This is a genomic window from Paenibacillus sp. FSL R5-0914, from assembly GCF_038004525.1.
Lineage (GTDB): Bacteria > Bacillota > Bacilli > Paenibacillales > Paenibacillaceae > Paenibacillus_AQ.
On record NZ_JBBORH010000002.1, the window covers coordinates 310,484 to 327,716 of the forward strand.

16 protein-coding genes are annotated in these 17,233 nt (G+C 44.0%); 12 read left to right on the forward strand and 4 right to left on the reverse strand.

The window, feature by feature from the left end; genetic code table 11:
- Positions 1-5 precede the first annotated feature (5 nt).
- From rsgA to spoVM, 3 genes are all read left to right on the forward strand, one after another.
- Positions 6-911, forward strand: a complete 906-nt coding sequence (gene rsgA / locus MKX60_RS17475; protein WP_042187397.1) for a ribosome small subunit-dependent GTPase A — start codon at positions 6-8, stop codon at positions 909-911.
- 3 nt (positions 912-914) lie between these two features.
- A complete protein-coding gene (gene rpe / locus MKX60_RS17480; RefSeq protein ID WP_076282910.1) occupies positions 915-1,580 on the forward strand; it encodes a ribulose-phosphate 3-epimerase in 666 nt (221 codons plus the stop codon).
- A gap of 176 nt (positions 1,581-1,756) precedes the next feature.
- Positions 1,757-1,837, forward strand: coding sequence for a stage V sporulation protein SpoVM (gene spoVM, locus MKX60_RS17485; protein WP_020431362.1), 81 nt, complete (start codon positions 1,757-1,759; stop codon positions 1,835-1,837).
- 108 nt (positions 1,838-1,945) lie between these two features.
- On the opposite strand, the gene rpmB is transcribed toward spoVM, so the two are convergent.
- A complete protein-coding gene (gene rpmB / locus MKX60_RS17490; RefSeq protein WP_036686205.1) occupies positions 1,946-2,134 on the reverse strand; it encodes a 50S ribosomal protein L28 in 189 nt (62 codons plus the stop codon).
- 191 nt (positions 2,135-2,325) lie between these two features.
- Here rpmB and MKX60_RS17495 point away from each other — a divergent pair, with 191 nt between their 5' ends.
- The 4 genes from MKX60_RS17495 (at position 2,326) to MKX60_RS17510 (ending at position 7,473) form a co-directional block, all read left to right on the forward strand.
- Positions 2,326-4,110 carry a DAK2 domain-containing protein gene (locus MKX60_RS17495; RefSeq protein ID WP_042187402.1) on the forward strand — a complete coding sequence of 595 codons (1,785 nt, stop codon included), beginning with the start codon at positions 2,326-2,328 and terminating at the stop codon, positions 4,108-4,110.
- An 84-nt stretch (positions 4,111-4,194) separates the two neighbouring features.
- Entirely contained in the window at positions 4,195-5,058 is an 864-nt protein-coding gene (locus tag MKX60_RS17500; RefSeq protein ID WP_341060551.1) for a DegV family protein, read from the forward strand.
- A 9-nt stretch (positions 5,059-5,067) separates the two neighbouring features.
- Positions 5,068-7,119 carry an ATP-dependent DNA helicase RecG gene (gene recG / locus MKX60_RS17505; RefSeq protein WP_341060552.1) on the forward strand — a complete coding sequence of 684 codons (2,052 nt, stop codon included), beginning with the start codon at positions 5,068-5,070 and terminating at the stop codon, positions 7,117-7,119.
- A 66-nt stretch (positions 7,120-7,185) separates the two neighbouring features.
- Positions 7,186-7,473 (forward strand): stage VI sporulation protein F, encoded by a 288-nt coding sequence (locus tag MKX60_RS17510; RefSeq protein ID WP_042187408.1) that lies wholly within the window; start codon positions 7,186-7,188, stop codon positions 7,471-7,473.
- Positions 7,474-8,042: 569 nt separating this feature from the next.
- On the opposite strand, the gene MKX60_RS17515 is transcribed toward MKX60_RS17510, so the two are convergent.
- Both MKX60_RS17515 and MKX60_RS17520 read right to left on the reverse strand, forming a co-directional pair.
- Positions 8,043-8,903: a YitT family protein gene (locus MKX60_RS17515; RefSeq protein ID WP_179085706.1), complete on the reverse strand. Its 861-nt coding sequence runs from the start codon at positions 8,901-8,903 to the stop codon at positions 8,043-8,045.
- Positions 8,904-9,189: 286 nt separating this feature from the next.
- Complete coding sequence (locus MKX60_RS17520) at positions 9,190-9,585, reverse strand: hypothetical protein (protein ID WP_076282905.1); 396 nt, start codon at positions 9,583-9,585, stop codon at positions 9,190-9,192.
- A 184-nt stretch (positions 9,586-9,769) separates the two neighbouring features.
- Here MKX60_RS17520 and MKX60_RS17525 point away from each other — a divergent pair, with 184 nt between their 5' ends.
- Both MKX60_RS17525 and MKX60_RS17530 read left to right on the forward strand, forming a co-directional pair.
- Positions 9,770-10,183 carry a DUF2500 domain-containing protein gene (locus MKX60_RS17525; protein ID WP_231573434.1) on the forward strand — a complete coding sequence of 138 codons (414 nt, stop codon included), beginning with the start codon at positions 9,770-9,772 and terminating at the stop codon, positions 10,181-10,183.
- 97 nt (positions 10,184-10,280) lie between these two features.
- Positions 10,281-13,007 carry a calcium-translocating P-type ATPase, SERCA-type gene (locus MKX60_RS17530; protein ID WP_341060553.1) on the forward strand — a complete coding sequence of 909 codons (2,727 nt, stop codon included), beginning with the start codon at positions 10,281-10,283 and terminating at the stop codon, positions 13,005-13,007.
- 95 nt (positions 13,008-13,102) lie between these two features.
- Here MKX60_RS17530 and MKX60_RS17535 read toward each other — a convergent pair whose 3' ends face one another.
- Positions 13,103-14,038, reverse strand: coding sequence for a C40 family peptidase (locus tag MKX60_RS17535; protein ID WP_076299451.1), 936 nt, complete (start codon positions 14,036-14,038; stop codon positions 13,103-13,105).
- A gap of 324 nt (positions 14,039-14,362) precedes the next feature.
- Between MKX60_RS17535 and MKX60_RS17540 the strand changes: the two genes are divergently transcribed.
- The 3 genes from MKX60_RS17540 to MKX60_RS17550 all read left to right on the forward strand — a co-directional run bounded on the left by MKX60_RS17540 (position 14,363) and on the right by MKX60_RS17550 (position 17,205).
- On the forward strand, positions 14,363-15,433 hold the full coding sequence (locus tag MKX60_RS17540; protein ID WP_076282901.1) for an ABC transporter substrate-binding protein: 1,071 nt from the start codon (positions 14,363-14,365) through the stop codon (positions 15,431-15,433).
- A 61-nt stretch (positions 15,434-15,494) separates the two neighbouring features.
- A complete protein-coding gene (locus MKX60_RS17545) occupies positions 15,495-16,418 on the forward strand; it encodes an ABC transporter permease (protein ID WP_076282900.1) in 924 nt (307 codons plus the stop codon).
- On the forward strand, positions 16,411-17,205 hold the full coding sequence (locus MKX60_RS17550; protein WP_076282899.1) for an ABC transporter ATP-binding protein: 795 nt from the start codon (positions 16,411-16,413) through the stop codon (positions 17,203-17,205). Before MKX60_RS17545 ends, MKX60_RS17550 begins: the two co-directional genes overlap by 8 nt.
- The last annotated feature ends 28 nt before the right edge of the window (positions 17,206-17,233 follow it).

Consider the following 17,233-nt stretch of genomic DNA (forward strand, 5'->3'; position numbering starts at 1 on the left):
TATGTATGCCTGAAGGAATAATAGTAAAGGCGTTAAGCGGATATTATTACGTAAAACCGCTTCGTGAAGGATTAATTGCAACAGAGGAAGTTTCAGTTCAATGCAGAGGCCGAGGCATACTTAAGAAAAAGGGGATCGCTCCTCTTGTAGGTGACCGCGTGATCTATATGCTGACTGAGCATGGTGAAGGGATGGTGGATGAGCTTCTCCCTAGAGAATCTGAGTTAATTCGTCCACCTGTAGCGAATGTAAGCCTTGCCGTTCTATTATTTTCTGTGCGTGAGCCTGATATGAACCTGAATCTATTGGACAAGTTCCTAGTTCATATTGAGCACTCGGGACTGGAACCCTTAATCGTTCTGACCAAACAGGATTTGGCTAATGATAATGGTGAAGCCACTAAGTATGTTAAAGAGCTCTATGAGGATATTGGTTATGAAGTGATGGTTACAAGCTCAATTACAGGAGCTGGCAGTGATGAACTAAGAGAGCGGCTTACTGGTGGTATTAGTGTATTTGCCGGACAATCTGGGGTAGGAAAGTCGACCTTATTGAATCGTATTGTGCCAGGACTTAAACTGGAGACAGGTGAGATCAGCTTACGTCTGGGCCGTGGTCGTCATACTACCCGCCATGTAGAATTGATGGATATTGGCGGGGGCGGCTTTGTAGCGGATACCCCTGGTTTTAGTCAGCTTGATTTTCTTGAGCTTGGGGTTGAAGAGCTCTCTACTTGTTTCCGTGAATTTGCTAACTATGCTGGGGATTGTAAATTCCGTGGTTGTAGTCATCAGCATGAACCAGGCTGCCGAGTTATCGAGGCATGGAAAGCTGGGAATATCGCTGATAGCCGGTATGAACATTACAAATTATTTTTTAATGAAATGAAAGATAAAAAGCGGAGGTACTAAGTCATGATACGAATTGCACCATCTATATTGTCTGCCGATTTCGCAAGTTTAGGTTCAGAGGTTGCAGAAGCTGAGGTCAGTGGCGGGGATTGGATCCATGTGGATGTAATGGACGGGCATTTTGTGCCGAATATAACGCTTGGTCCACCAATCGTAAAAGCGGTCTCGTTACATACCAAGCTTCCACTAGACGTTCACTTAATGATTGAGTCTCCAGAACGTTATATTTCTGATTTTGCTGCCGCAGGCGCTAGTGTGATTACTGTCCACGCAGAGGCTTGCGTTCATTTACACCGTGTGGTGCATCAGATCAAGGAATTGGGTCTTAAGGCAGGAGTAGCTATTAATCCTGGCACACCGGCATCAGCGGTGCGTGAGGTGCTTGAGGATGTGGATATGATTCTCGTGATGACTGTCAATCCTGGCTTTGGAGGTCAAGCATTCATTCCTAACACGTTGCGCAAAATTACTCAAATTAGAGAATGGGCGAATGAAGTCAATCCAGATCTACTTATTGAAGTCGATGGTGGTGTTTCGGAAGCTACAGCGCCATTGGTTGTCAGTGCAGGAGCGGATGTTTTGGTTGCAGGAAATGCAGTTTTTGGCCGGAGTGATCGTGCTGCAGCGATCCTTGAGATTCGAGAAGCAGCGGAAGCGGCACTTCGTTAAAAAAATAGGCTATTACGACTAAAGGTATAGGCCAAGTCCTCGACGCATAAATATGGTTACATGAGCAGAAATCTCATGTAGCCTTTTTTGTTTTGGCAGGGAGGACTGCAGTACGTTACCGTTAGAACAAGAAGAAAGTCTCCTGCGTACGGCATGAATTGATGGGAGGGTAAACCATGAAATTTTACACGTTTAAGCTGCCAAGGTTTTTGGGAGGTTTTGTTAAAGCGATTTTGAACACATTTCAGAAGAGTTGATCTTGGGCTTGGAACAGAAAAGAAAACATGAAAAAAAGCACCTTACAAATGTAAAGGGTGCTTTTTGCTTCATATGAGTGATCGCTCGGTCTTTAAAATTGCAAAAGACTAAACGCGTTCAACTTTACCGGCTTTCAAAGCACGGGTGCTGACGTACACGCGTTTTGGTTTACCGTTCACGAGGATACGGACCTTCTGAACGTTAACTCCCCAAGAACGACGGTTGCGGTTATTGGCGTGAGACACGTGGTTGCCGCTGCTCGGTTTCTTGCCTGTTACTGCACATTTGCGGGACATAGATTACACCTCCTTATTCCTAACACCTGCATAAAACAATACTTATCTATAATATCACAGCAAATTTTGCTACGTCAACCGATTCAAAAACATTTATTTCTTTTAATACTTATAGTACAATGTAAATTAGTGCATTATGTCCTGTTAATCATAGAATGATTAGGCATGAAGTTAGGAAGGGGAATTCTCAATTGAGTAAGCGTTCTATAAACGGAACAGATTTTACCGCTATGGTATTGGCTGGAGCGGATAAGCTGCAACAGCATGCAGAACACGTCAATTCCCTAAATGTTTTTCCGGTTCCAGACGGAGATACCGGAACTAACATGAATTTGACGATGACCGCAGGTTCGAATGAATTGAAGAAAAATAATACAACGTCTGTCGGTCAATGTGCAGGTGTACTCTCTAAGGGCTTGTTAATGGGCGCACGGGGGAACTCCGGAGTTATTTTATCTCAATTGTTCAGAGGCTTTAGCAGATCTGCAGCTCAACATGATGAGCTAAACACACAGCAATTTGCTGCTGCATTGCAAAGCGGAGTTGACGCAGCCTATAAAGCAGTTGTAAAGCCTGTAGAAGGAACTATTCTTACAGTGGCTAAAGAGGCTGCAAGACATGCTGTCTACTATGCTCGCCGAACTACAGATGTTACAGAGCTCATGACAGAGGTATTGGCCAAAGCAAAGGAAGCCTTAGCCTATACACCGGAACAATTGCCTGTCTTGAAGCAAGTCGGTGTCGTAGACTCTGGCGGTCAAGGACTGGTCTATATTTATGAAGGGTTTCACCAGCATCTGACGAGCGGAAGCTCCGGTGTGTCTGAACCTGTAAAAGGACAACCTCAGGCACCAGTCGTGCCAACACCGGTACCGGTGTTAAAGAAACCTGAAAGCGAACTGTCTTCTGTACAGTCTTCTGCACAATCACAGCTTTCTACAGAGGACATAGAATTTCTATATGATATGGAGTTCTTCATTAATCGCCAGTTAGGTGGTAACGTGAGAACGGATTTTGATGAGGAAACCTTTAGGAAAGCGTTGTCAGTAAATGGTGATTCCATTATTGTAATTTCGGATGATGAAACCATTAAAGTGCATGTGCATTCCAAGGCTCCAGGTGAAGTTTTGAATCTGGCACTTCTCTATGGGGAAATTACGCAGATTCATATTCTCAATATGCGTGAGCAACACCGTGACTTGTTAACTGCAGGGATGGATATTGCACCTATGCCAGATGTTTTCGCCGATATGCCGGATGAACAGAGCCGGGTACAATCAGCTCCAGCCGAACCACCAGCAGATGATTTGGCACCTTACGGCTTCATCGCAGTATCATCAGGCGCTGGGATTGCAGATATTTTCAAAAGCCTCGGTGTGGACGTAGTCCTAGCTGGAGGTCAGACTATGAACCCTAGCACAGAGGATTTCGTGAACGCGATTTCTTCCATCTCTGCGAAGCATGTTTACATTCTGCCGAATAACTCTAATATTGTTCTTGCCGCTCAGCAAGCTAAGGAGCTCTTGGAAGGCGAACGTGAGATTACGGTTATTCCAAGCAAAAGCATTCCTCAAGGAATCGCTGCAGCCTTCGCGTTCCAAGAAGAGGATTCTGTGGAGACTAATTCTGGGAACATGCTAGAAGCAATCTCACAGGTCAAGTCGGGACAAGTAACAAATGCTGTCCGTGATACAAGCTTTGATGATCTGGAGATTAAATCCGGGCAATTTATCGGAATTTCGAACTCCAAAATTGTCGCTGCCGCAGATGATCTGTTAGCTGCAAGTCAGGCGTTGCTGTCCAACATGCTTGAGAATGGCGATGAAATCGTTACGATCCTTATTGGAGCAGAAACTGATTCTGAGGTCACAGATTCCTTAAGCGAGTGGCTGGAAGAGACTTACCCGAATGTGGAAGTAGAGATTCATGAGGGTGGCCAACCCCTTTATTATTATCTTTTCTCCGTAGAGCCATAGGTAGATGCTGAGGGTTCTATAACAATTCAGGAGCAACTTGCTAATTACGTAGTTGGCAAAATTATAGTATGGGGGAGATAATCCATGAATCGTACCATTATCGTCACCGACAGCACATCTGATATCCCGCCAGCAATGGCGGAAGCGTATGGCATTGAGGTCGTCCCTTTGACCTTGATGTTCGGCGAAGAGGCTTTCCGGGACAATCTGGATATGACGCCGGAGCAGTTCTATGAGCGACTTCCCCGCTCGTCACAGTTGCCGACTACTTCTCAACCCTCACCGGTTGAATACATGAATGTGTATCGAGATATTTTGGAACGTTACCCGGGAAGTCCTATCCTTTCGTTTCATATTTCTTCTGGACTAAGCGGTACGTACCAATCAGCACTATTGGCTAAATCGATGTTGGAGGAAGAGGGAGAAGGGATCACTGTAGTAGATTCTCTCTCCGCTTCTTACGGTTTTGGATTTATGGTGGTGGAAGCCGCCAGATTGGCTGCTGAAGATAAGAGTCCCGAAGCGATTCTTGAAGCTGTAGAAAGTCTGCGCCAATCTCGTAAGCTTTACTTCTTGGTAGATACACTTGAATATTTACAAAAAGGCGGGAGAATCGGAAAGGCCTCGGCCATTCTGGGAACGCTTCTTAATATTAAGCCGATCCTGTCTATTGATGCAGAAGGAATAATATATGCGGTAGAGAAAGTTAGAGGCCGTAAGAAGGCTATTGCCCGTATGATTGAATTATTTAAGAAGGATATTCAAGGTGTAGACAAAATCAATGTGGCCGTGGGTCATACGGCTGAACCGGCTTCCGGTGAAGAGTTCCTGAAAGAGCTGTCAGGACATTTTACACTAGAAGAGAAAGTGCTGACGTACGTCGGCCCTGTCGTGGGCAGCCATGTCGGAAACGGTACGTTAGCTGTATTCATTTGGCCTGCAAAATGAGGGATGAATATGACACTGTCATTAAATCAAATTGAAGTAAAAAACATAACTGGCGTGAGTGCTCAAAAGCAAAGCGAGCTTCACGCCTTTGGCGTCTTTACAGTAAAGGATTTGTTAGAGTATTATCCGTTCCGTTATGAGGATTATCGCCCGCGCTCGCTGAGTGAAACCAAACATGGGGATAAAGTGACTACAGAGGCTAAAGTGATCGGTATCCCTGTACTGCAACGTTTTGGAGGCAAGTCACGACTTAGTTGTAAAATGGTTGCGGAGCCTTGGATGTTCACAGCTACATGGTTTAATCGTCATTACGTGCGTGAGCAACTTACTGTGGGAAGAGAAATTGTACTCACAGGTAAATGGGATCAGAAGCGAAATCAAATTACAGTGACGGATTTTGAATTCCCCGATCGTGGGGAAGGGAAGACAGGGACCCTACAGCCGGTATATTCCGTCGGTGGTAAGATCACGCAGTCGTGGATCAGGAAAAGTATTAATCAGGCGCTTCAGCAGTATGGAGATCTAATTCCTGAGATACTACCACATTCTATTATGCGGCAATATGATTTTATGCCCCGTAAACGGGCGATTGCTACCATTCATAGGCCAGAGGATACGCGTGAAGGGCAGCAGGGACGCCGCAGGATGGTGTATGAGGAGTTGTTTCTGTTCCAGTTGAAGATGCAGGCATTCCGGGTACTTAATCGCGGTAGGATGGATGGTGTAGTCCATACTGTAGATAACGCAACCGTGCGCCAGTTTGTTCGCAGCTTACCTTTTGAGCTTACAGATGCTCAGAAACGAGTGGAGCTGGAGATCTTACATGATCTGCGATCACCATATTGCATGAATCGACTGCTTCAAGGTGATGTGGGTTCCGGCAAAACGGTACTAGCTGCCGTCGCGCTTTTTGCCACCGTGCGATCTGGTTTTCAGGGTGCGCTTATGGTGCCCACTGAAATTTTAGCAGAGCAGCATATGCGTTCACTTACGAAGATGTTTGAGCCGTTTGGAATTACGGTTGGTCTGTTAACAGGGAGCGTAACTGGACGGAAACGTAAAGAATTGTTAGCTTCACTACAAATGGGGATGCTCGATATTGTTGTAGGAACGCATGCATTGATTCAGGAGGATGTATTTTTCCGTGATCTGGGTCTTGTAGTTACGGACGAGCAGCATCGGTTTGGTGTAAACCAGCGAGGTGTATTGCGGCGTAAAGGATATAATCCGGATGTACTTACGATGACTGCAACACCTATTCCACGTACGCTTGCGATCTCTGTTTTTGGAGATATGGATGTATCCACGCTGTCGGAAAGACCGAAAGGCCGAGTGCCAATAACTAGTTATTGGGTCAAGCATGATCTCATGGATCGTGTCCTGAATCTGATTAAGCGTGAAATAGAGCTGGGACGTCAGGCTTATCTGATCTGTCCGCTCATTGAAGAATCGGAGAAACTGGATGTACAGAATGCTATAGATTTACATATTCAGATGAGCCAAGCTTTTCCTAACTATAAAGTTGGGCTTTTGCATGGAAAGATGTCTCCAGCTGAAAAAGATGAAGTGATGCGAGCATTTTACAACAATGAACTGCAACTCTTAGTATCCACAACGGTTGTAGAGGTGGGTGTAGACGTTCCTAATGCCACGTTGATGATTATTATGGATGCAGACCGGTTCGGATTATCACAGCTGCACCAGCTTCGTGGACGGGTTGGTAGAGGTCAGCATGCCTCTTATTGTGTACTAGTGGCTGATCCGAAATCTGAAATCGGGTGTGAACGAATGACTGCTATGACGGACACCGATGATGGATTTGAGATTTCGCGGAGAGATTTGGAGCTGCGTGGTCCAGGTGATTTTTTTGGAACCAAGCAGAGTGGATTACCGGAGTTTCGCTTGGCGGATATGACGGCTGACTTTGAAGTGCTGGAGCAGGCGCGTGATGATGTGGCAGAGCTGCTTAAGGATGAGAAGTTCTGGACATCTCCTGAATATGCACCTCTTCGGCATTATTTACAAGGCGAGCAAATTTTCCAAGGGGAATTAATTGACTAAGTAGGCACATCTAGCTCCTAAGCCTCATATACTGTGAAAGATTGGATATGACGGGAGGTGCTACACTTGGGTTATCAACAATTCGGAATTAGCCCTCAGCTCGTGGAACGCATCAAGCTGAAGATGAAAAACGCGACTGTCAAAGATCGTATTAAAAATATGATTAACGGCGTCTCGAAACAAGAGCTACAGGACACGGCAGTTGTTCGCAGGTTGGTACGGAATGCGTCAGGTGTACTGAACGAGAAACTGACCTCGACGCAGGAAGACCAAATTGTGAAATTTATTATCGCTCAGAAAATTGATCCAAACAACACCTTCCACTTGATCCGTTTGTGGGGAATGTTCCGTTAGGAAAGTTTGCTAGCGAGTATAGGCTAGATCTTAGGTCTAATTCTCAGCTAGCTAAAGGAGTAGAGGCTGTCTCAAAAGTAGTGAATGCTGCTTTTGAGACAGCTTTTTTTTGTGTGAACCAAGGATGAATTCTAGGGAAAAGCAGACAAACAAACACTGGCTCATTAACGTTGATTAATGAACGCCGACTGACGAATGTAGACTAACCAATAATTTTCCGGCGAAAATCCTGCAATAGTACATCTTTAGATGATACGAGGAGGGTTAAAGTATTGATTCCTGCAAATCAGCAGGAATTCTTGCGTCAGAAGAAGCTTTTGAGCTATAAATGAGGATATTCCTGTACATTTGCAGTATTTGGACTTAATAGAGCGGAAATCTGTGCAAAAAGATGTATTTTTGCAGGATTTCGCAATTCCAGCGAAAGAACCTCGGTTGATAACGCAAAAGTAGCGCTCCCCCATACACGGGAGAAACGCTATTTATCTTACGTGGAATAATAAAGTGTACCTTCAAACAAAGAAGACGTAATCATCCTACTCACCATGCTCATCATTCTGCCCTATTAGTTAGGATGGCAGGTTACTCAATCTTTGATCACTGGCAGCTGATTTGAGCACAATTTGGCTGTCAGGATCACAATTAAGGACGATGGTCCGCAATTGATGTTCTTCCATTTTGTTGATGAGACAAAACAATGTGCTCAGCTCTCCATTTTGCCCGGAGCCTTCAGCAAGCCCAACTTCTCGATTTAATGAGTTTTCGAGAGCTTCCTGGATATCCATGCAACAATTGCTGGTAATCCATGCAGCGCGTGAATCGGATAACCCTCGGAGTGAGAATCTCACACCTTCGAAGGCCAATAAGTAAGCAATAATGGAGTACATGGCTTGCTCCCAGCCAAATAGTGTGCCTGCTATAAGCAAAATAGCACAGTTCAGAATCATGATGACGACTTCGGTTGACTTTGGCGGTCCACCACTCAGAAGTGAATATCCTTGATCACTTGCATGTTTGTTCACACCACCAAATCGGACAGATATACCGATACCGAGTCCTAAACAGATGCCACCTGCCATAGCAGCAGGTAAAGGATCACTAATCACTGCAGGAAAACGGTGTAGAGCAAGAGAAGCGATGGTCAAGCAAGCTAATCCTAGAACGGTATACAGAGCAAAGCGAAGATTCACTTGCTTTCGAGACATGAATATAAAAGGTAGATTGAATAGAAAAAGAAACAATCCCAACCGCATTTCAGTGGTATGAGCGAATAATGCCGATAAACCTGTGATTCCACCAACTACAAGCCCATGTGGTATGAGAAATAACTCTAATCCTACTGCGGCAAGTAGTGCTCCTGCAATAACGGTTAGAACTCGTAATACTGAATTTTTACGTAATTGTTTATGTTGTGTTGTCTTAGTCTGCAATGTTTTTCCTCCTTTAGCAGGGGAAACAACTTTATTCATTTTCGTAGGAAGCGACAGCTTTTTGGGATAATTTTAGCAGCATGTCACTTCTTTAATTTATATACTGTATCCAATAGTTTATAGATCCATTTTGATTCCTATGCTAGAAGTAAGTTTGCATAACAAATTTTACCGATTCCCGGTAAATCCGATTCTCTATAATCCACGAAAGTCTACCCTGCATTTAGGTGTCTTATAATTATTTCGTTTTCTTCGAATTTTTATCAATGGAAGTTCTAAATGACCTTCAGTAACAATCATTTAAGGTAGAGATGAAATTCGCATTGCGTGATATTAGAAAGTGAGAAGTGAATTTTAACAGGTACAGTCGCAGTCGAAGCAAGAATTTATAGATCACAGGACGGAATACAAAAGAAAGCACAGGGAGTATCGCGGCTACCGCAACAGATTTAGTTCCCCACTGTTCAATTATTTTGATGGCTCCTATTTGAGGAGTTATTTGGGGTACCGTCCTTACGGGAGCTATAAACTTTCGCTCGTAGCGTTCAATTTCGGTTGTCGTTGATTCTTGCTCCGTAGTGAATAATCCGCCAGACCAAACCGGTGGAAAAGAAAACATCATTCCTAGAATTAGGACTATACGAAGAAACCAAAGTAGTGACAAGCGCGCTATATATTGCACCGAAATAACACCTCCCAACTGTATGTAGTATAAAAAGCATACCATACCTTTTCATTTGTTTCCAAATTGTTTTGTGAAAAAAATTCATTTGAAAACGATGAAAACAAGAAACCGAACGGGAAAAATGACGTATTTCGTAGAAAAGAAGACTTTTATTATCTTGTATCAGTCAGGAGGAATAAATTTGAGCGAATGGCAGGATTTTAACGGTTTTGATAAACGAAGCTTTTTCGGAAGTTTCATTCATGAGATGCCTCTATTTTTTAAATTATTTGCTTTGTTTATTCTAGGTGTTTTCGTTTTTATAATTTATAAATCAGTGAGAAGCTGGATAGCCAACAACGCAAGCCCCTTGATAAAAGCTAGCTCTAAAGCTGTGACGAAACGGACTGAGGTATGGGGGGGTTCGGGTGAATCGAGCGCACATACTAGTTATTATGTGACGTTTGAGTTTGAGGATGGTGGACGCTTGGAATTGCAGGTTCGAGATCAGGATTTTGGTCTGATTGTAGAAGGGGATCGAGGAGAACTCCTTTATCAAGGGACTAGATTCAAGAGCTTTGATCGAGTCAAGCAGACGGAACAGCTTAATTTCTAAAATTGTACATAACGTTCTAGAATCACCATGCCTTTTTTGGGTAAGACTCATATGAGAGGTTTTACCAGAATCTCAATCCCGGAAGGAGGCTATTGTCTTGAACTCAAATGATCCAAAATCGCAGGGGCAGGTACCTTTTCATACACTAAGTGAGGAAGAAGTGCTCAAAAGGCTGGAAACAAGGAAAGATGGTTTGTCTTCCGGTGAAGCCGCTAAACTTCTGGAGCAGTATGGGAAGAACGTACTTCAAGAAGCAAAAACCAAATCTCTGCTAGGAAAATTTATTGAACAATTTAAAAATGTAATGATCTTTATTTTGCTAGTGGCGGCAGTATTGTCTGGGGTTTTGGGAGAATGGACAGATACAGTCATTATTTTGTTGGTAGTCATCCTGAATGCGGTACTTGGCGTTATTCAGGAAAATAAGGCAGAGCAGGCGCTAGATGCCCTGAAAAGTATGTCCTCTCCGCATGCCAGAGTGCGACGTGGAGGTCAGGTCTCAGAGATTAAAAGTGAAGATCTCGTACCAGGGGATATCGTATTGCTGGAAGCTGGAAATGTAGTTCCGGCGGATATTAGACTGTTAGAAGCTGCTTCTTTGAAAACAGAGGAAGCCGCATTAACCGGAGAATCATTACCTTCAGAAAAGAAGGTAGGTGTGCTTGAAGGAAGCGATATTGTTATCGGGGATCGCACCAATATGGCATATATGAGCAGCAATGTAACTTACGGTAGAGCGGTTGGTGTCGTCACAGCTACAGGAATGCAGACTGAAGTCGGCAGGATTGCTGGGTTTATCTCGGAGGAAGAGAATGATGTAACACCGCTGCAAAAGAAACTGGATGAACTAGGAAAATATTTCACCTTTATTATTCTTGGTGTCTGTGTAGTCATTTTTGCCGTCGGTATATTTGAGGGTAGAGAGCTGCTGGATATGCTTCTCACCTCGATCTCACTTGCAGTAGCAGCGATTCCTGAAGGACTGCCAGCAATTGTGACGATTATCTTGGCACTCGGAGTGCAGCGGATGGCTAAACGTAAAGCGATCATTCGCAAACTCCCCGCTGTAGAGACGCTCGGAAGCACCGAAATTATTTGCTCTGACAAGACAGGTACTTTGACTCTAAACAAGATGACTGTCGAAAAAGTGCATGTCAATGGAACTACGAAAGAAGCTGCTGAAGGTGTTGAAGGGACACCGGGTGGTGAACTATTGCTTCAGGCTATGACGCTTTGTAATGATTCCAACATTGACGAAGGAAATTCCTCTGAAGTACCTGGAGGGAATGAAGGAGCTAAGGACCCGCAAACAAAGAGTGGTAAAGCGATTATCGGGGATCCTACGGAAACAGCGTTAGTGGACTATGCGCTCAGTATAGGTACTGACAAAAGGGATTTAGAAAAGAAATTCCCACGTAAAAATGAACTGCCATTTGACTCCGATCGCAAGCTGATGACGACGATTCATGAAGTTGAGAACGGACGTTATCGTGTATTAACGAAAGGTGCACCAGATGTGCTTTTGTCCAAATGCAGCCATATCTTCGTGGATGGAGAGATCGTTCCTTTTAATGATGAACATTCACGACATATCATGGAAAGTAATACAATGCTTGCGAATGATGCACTGAGGGTGCTGGCATTTGCTTTCAGAGATGAACAGCAGCTACCGACTAACCTCTCCCCGGAAGCTACGGAGAAAGAACTTGTATTTATCGGTTTAGTCGGTATGATTGATCCTCCACGAGAGGAAGTACGGGATGCGGTAGCTATCTGCCGTAAAGCAGGGATTAGACCTGTAATGATTACAGGAGATCATCGAGATACCGCAGCGGCCATTGCTAAAAGATTAGGTATTATCGAAGATGAGACGGGCGTATTGACCGGCAGTGAGCTGGATAAATTCAGTGAAGAGGAATTTGCTGAGAAAGTCACTAATTATTCGGTTTATGCACGTGTATCTCCTGAACATAAAGTTCGGATCGTTAAGGCATGGAGGAAAAAAGGGAAGATTGTTGCCATGACTGGTGACGGTGTGAATGATGCTCCTGCGCTTAAATCATCAGATATCGGCGTCGGGATGGGGATCACAGGAACGGATGTAGCTAAGGGCGTCTCAGATATGGTGCTAGCTGATGATAACTTTACGACCATAGTTGTTGCTGTTGAAGAAGGACGGAAGGTTTACAGCAATATCCGTAAGGCCATCCAGTTCCTACTCTCAGCCAATCTTGGGGAAGTGCTTACGCTATTCATTGCAACCATGATCGGCTGGCGTATACTCGAGCCAATTCATATTCTGTGGATTAATCTTGTTACCGATACCCTACCGGCATTAGCTCTTGGGCTTGAGAAGGCGGGGGATGATTTGATGTCGAAGAAACCACGCAAAGCCAGCAGCAGTATCTTTGCTGGTGGCGTGGGAATCGGGATCATCTACCAGGGGATATTAGAGGCGGCGCTTACGTTGTTTGTATACCAGTGGGCACATACCCATTACAATGAGGGAATTGCGGTTACGATGGCATTCGCCACATTAGGATTGCTGCAAATTTCTCATGCATTTAACGTCAGATCCAATACGAAATCGTTGTTCCAGATTGGCTGGTTCAGCAACCGGTATATGCTGTGGGCATCACTGATCTCTACACTTATGCTGGTGCTGGTGATCATCATCCCAGGACTGAATGACTGGTTTGGTGTCTCACATTTAAGCGGGTTACAGTGGGGAATTGTAATTGCTGCAGCACTGGCGATTATAGTGATTGTAGAGTTTGTAAAGCTGTTTGTACGTTTAAGTGGCAAGGGCAAGAACTGGGATTAAGAATACCAATTTATGCTGCAACAAAGAAGCCTGAACCCTTCCATAGTGGAGGATTCAGGCTTTCTTAATAGGTGCCTTTAGCCAGTGAATGTGGGTTACAGAATGCGCTGCATATGCAGGATTACGTTGCTCCAATACCCTGAGTCAAGCTCACTGATCTGAACCCCGGGATCACCCCAGGTGTGAATGAACTTTCCATCCCCAATGTAAATACCGACATGCCCGGGTATAGCGTCACTTTCAAACCGACCTGGGACAGTGAAGAATATAAGATCGCCGACATCTAGTGCACTGCGTTGCACGCGAGAACCTATATTATCTTGATCCTTGGCTAAACGCGGTAAGTTTACACTGAATTGTTTGAATACATGCCTTGTAAAAGAAGAGCAATCAAATTTCTTAGTCTCTTCATAAGGCCCGGTACCGAATTCATAAGGCACACCTAAGAATTTTTTGGCATAAGTAACTAATTCCTTCTTGTCTGCTTCAGAAATACTTTGAATGTGAAATGGTTTAGCTTCATTTAATGACTTAGTAGATGGTGTTTTTATAATAGCTTCATGGTCGGTCGGTGTGGCTATGTTGATTTCACCAGACTGAGGATTCCAACCCACCTCCGTTTGAAGAAATTTGGATAGAGCTAGCGGTGTGATATAGATTTGACCTTCTTGTCGTCTAGGTGCCTGCGGTAATGTGATTTTCTCACCTAGGGAGAAGACTTGAGTAGAGCCAGGGCGCAGCATATACATAACATCACTGTAGCCAATTTTGGTGTATCCACCATGAGTAGCATCATCTTTCATTCGATAGCCAAGTGAAGTAATCGCAGGTTTGAGTGGAATCCAGTACTTTCCTTGAGCATCGGTGATGGCGGACTTTTCATAATAACTTGAGGCTTGCATGCCATCGGGAGTTACGGCGTTTACCTTGGGTTTTTGTGATTGTGAAGAGTAACCGCATGCGGTACTTGATAAAACGGCAGCGAGCAATACAGTAGCAGTGGATAGTAATTTTTTGTGGTTATTAGGCATATGACACGCTCCATGTTCAAACTGTAGTTTAAGTTTGTGCAGGGGGCTTTTTTTTATGTAATGAGGCCGAAGGCAATCACTGTAAGACATAACCAAGTCCTTCCTATATTGGTGAGTTATGCGCTATAAAATTTGTAATCTATGGAAGTAGGATAAGTGATTGACGGATAAACAACCTCCATATAATATAGGTTTAATAGATTTCCATCATTATTGTGAGGTACGTGTAAGCTTATGCTTTAATGCTTTTATCGATAAAAGTGATAATGCTGAGTCGCTCACTTTGATGCACGCGTTAATAATCTAATGAAATGGGGTACTTTAATGAAAAAGAGAAACATTTTTGCAGGTTTAAGCTTATGCTTCATGCTAGTAGCTGCTGGCTGTGGCAACAATAATGCCGCTGTAAATTCAGGAAACGCAACAAACACTGGTAATGCGCCAACGAATGCCGGAACCGCTGATTCCAAAACGTACAAAATCGCAATTTCGCAATACGTTGAACATCCATCACTTGATGCTACACGCGAAGGTATTCTTGCTGCTTTGAAGGATGCCGGGCTTGTTGAAGGAGAGAACCTGAAGGTTGACCTTGAGAATGCTCAAGCTGACCCTGCGAATAACTTGACCATTGCTCAGAAGATTGCTGCTGACACTAATGATTTGGTATTGGCTATTGCGACACCTTCTGCTCAATCGGTTGTTCAAGCGCTTAGTAAATCAAGTAAGGACACTCCGATACTGTTCGCAGCAGTGACTGATCCACTCGATGCAAAGATCGTAACTGATCTGGAGCACCCAGGTGGAAATGTTTCTGGTGTATCAGATACGAATCCTGAAGCTATTAATAGATTAATGCAATTCATTGCTACTCAATTTCCTAATGTGAAGAAGCTGGGCATTGTTATCAATGAGGGTGAACCAAATGCTGTAATTATGGCGGATATTGCTAAGAAAGAGCTGGATAAACATGGCATTGAGCTTGTGAAGGCAGCCATCACAAATACTTCTGAAGTGAAGCAAGCTGCTGAATCACTCGCTGGTCGTGTAGATGCATTCTACATTACTTTGGATAACACAGTAGTGAGTGCTGTTGATACGATTATTCAAACAGCTAATGATAAGAAAATTCCGTTCTTCTCCAGCGACCGGGATACCGTTGAAAAAGGCGCATTTGCAACCGTTGGCTTCAAATATTTCGACCATGGTTACCAAGTTGGACAAATGGCAGTGGACATTCTGAAGAATGGTAAAAAGCCAGCAGATATGAAAGTAACGATGCAAGAAAAGCTCGATCTTATCCTTAACCTTAAAGCCGCTGCCGCACAAGGTATAGAAGTGACGGATGCGATGAAAAAAGAAGTTACCGATCAAGCTAACAATATTATTCAATAAGACATTCTATAGGGGCGATTCCATGAGGGCGCCCCTTGATGCTTGAAAGGAGAAGACTTCTATGTATGATTCAATGCTCGGGGCTGTGGAAATGGGGTTGCTCTATGCATTTATGGCTTTAGGGGTGTATATTACTTTTCGCATTTTGGATTTTCCTGATTTGACTGTAGATGGAAGCTTTACTACTGGCGGCGCTATTGCTGCCGTTATGATTACCAATGGTTATGCACCCTGGTTAGCCACGCTTGCTGCTATTGCAGGTGGGATGCTGGCAGGAATGTGTACGGGTCTACTACATACGAAGGGCAAGATTAATGGATTGTTATCCGGGATTCTAATGATGATCGCACTTTATTCCATCAATCTGAGAATTTTTGGCGGTAAACCTAACTGGTCACTAATGGGTGATACCACGTTGTTCTCGTCCATCAATCCACTTCTTGTTCTTCCTTTTATTGTTTTATTCGTGAAAATTCTAATGGATTTATTCTTGCGTACTGATCTTGGGCTTGCTTTAAGGGCTACCGGAGATAATGCAAGAATGATCCGTAGTCTGGGTGTAAACACAGATAATACGACAATTCTCGGAGTCAGTTTATCCAACGGAATGGTGGCACTTTCAGGTGCATTGATCACTCAGTATTCCACTTTTGCGGATTCCTCAATGGGAATAGGGATGATTGTTATCGGATTAGCTTCGGTAATCATTGGTGAAGCCATTTTCGGTGCTGGAAATGTATTCCGTGCGACGTTGGCAGTTGTTCTGGGATCTATTGTTTACCGAATCGTAGTTGCACTAGCCTTGTATGTACCATGGTTGAGACCTTCGGATCTTAAGCTGATTACGGCGATTATCGTTATTTTCGCACTTGTATTCCCATCGATTCAGCGTTTCTTGAAGCAGAAGAATATGGCGCGTAAACGTTCGCTTGAATTAGCTGAACAAGCGTTTAGCAGCAAGAGAGGAGGCACCATCGATGCTTAAACTGGATAACGTATCTAAGCTGTTTAATCCTGGAACACCGGATGAGAAGATCGCGCTACTTGGCATTGATTTGGAGCTTCTTCCCGGTGACTTTGTTACCATTATTGGAAGCAACGGTGCTGGTAAATCAACGCTAATGAACATTATTTCTGGTGTGATGAAGCCGGATCTTGGTTCAGCAAGTATTGAAGGGAATTCGATCAGCCATTTAGCAGAATATCAGCGCAGTCGCTGGATCGGACGGGTTTTTCAGGACCCGATGGCAGGTACGGCTCCACGGATGACGATTGAAGAAAATTTAGCGATGGCTTACAAAAGAGGGAAGAGTAGAGGACTATCGTTTGGTGTAAATGCAGCGAGACGGACGATGTTTCGTGAGGAGTTAAGTCGTCTCGGGATTGGATTGGAGAATCGTCTGCGAGCAAAGGTAGGGTTATTATCTGGTGGGGAGAGACAAGCACTGAGTTTGCTAATGGCAACCTTTACCCAGCCGCAAATCTTGTTATTAGACGAACATACAGCGGCACTTGATCCTTCACGAGCGGAGCTGATTACTAAACTGACAGAGTCTATCGTCCGTGAGATGAAGCTGACTACGCTTATGGTTACCCATAACATGGAGCAGGCTATACGTCTTGGCAATCGTCTTATCATGATGGATAAAGGCCGTATTATCCTTGATATTGATGAAACAAGGAAAAAGGATCTTACGGTAGAACGCCTGCTGGGAGAATTTGAGACCATCAGTGGTCATAAACTGGCGGATGATCGAATGATGCTTGGTTAGTCTTTTATAGGAGTATCTTAGGCTCAGG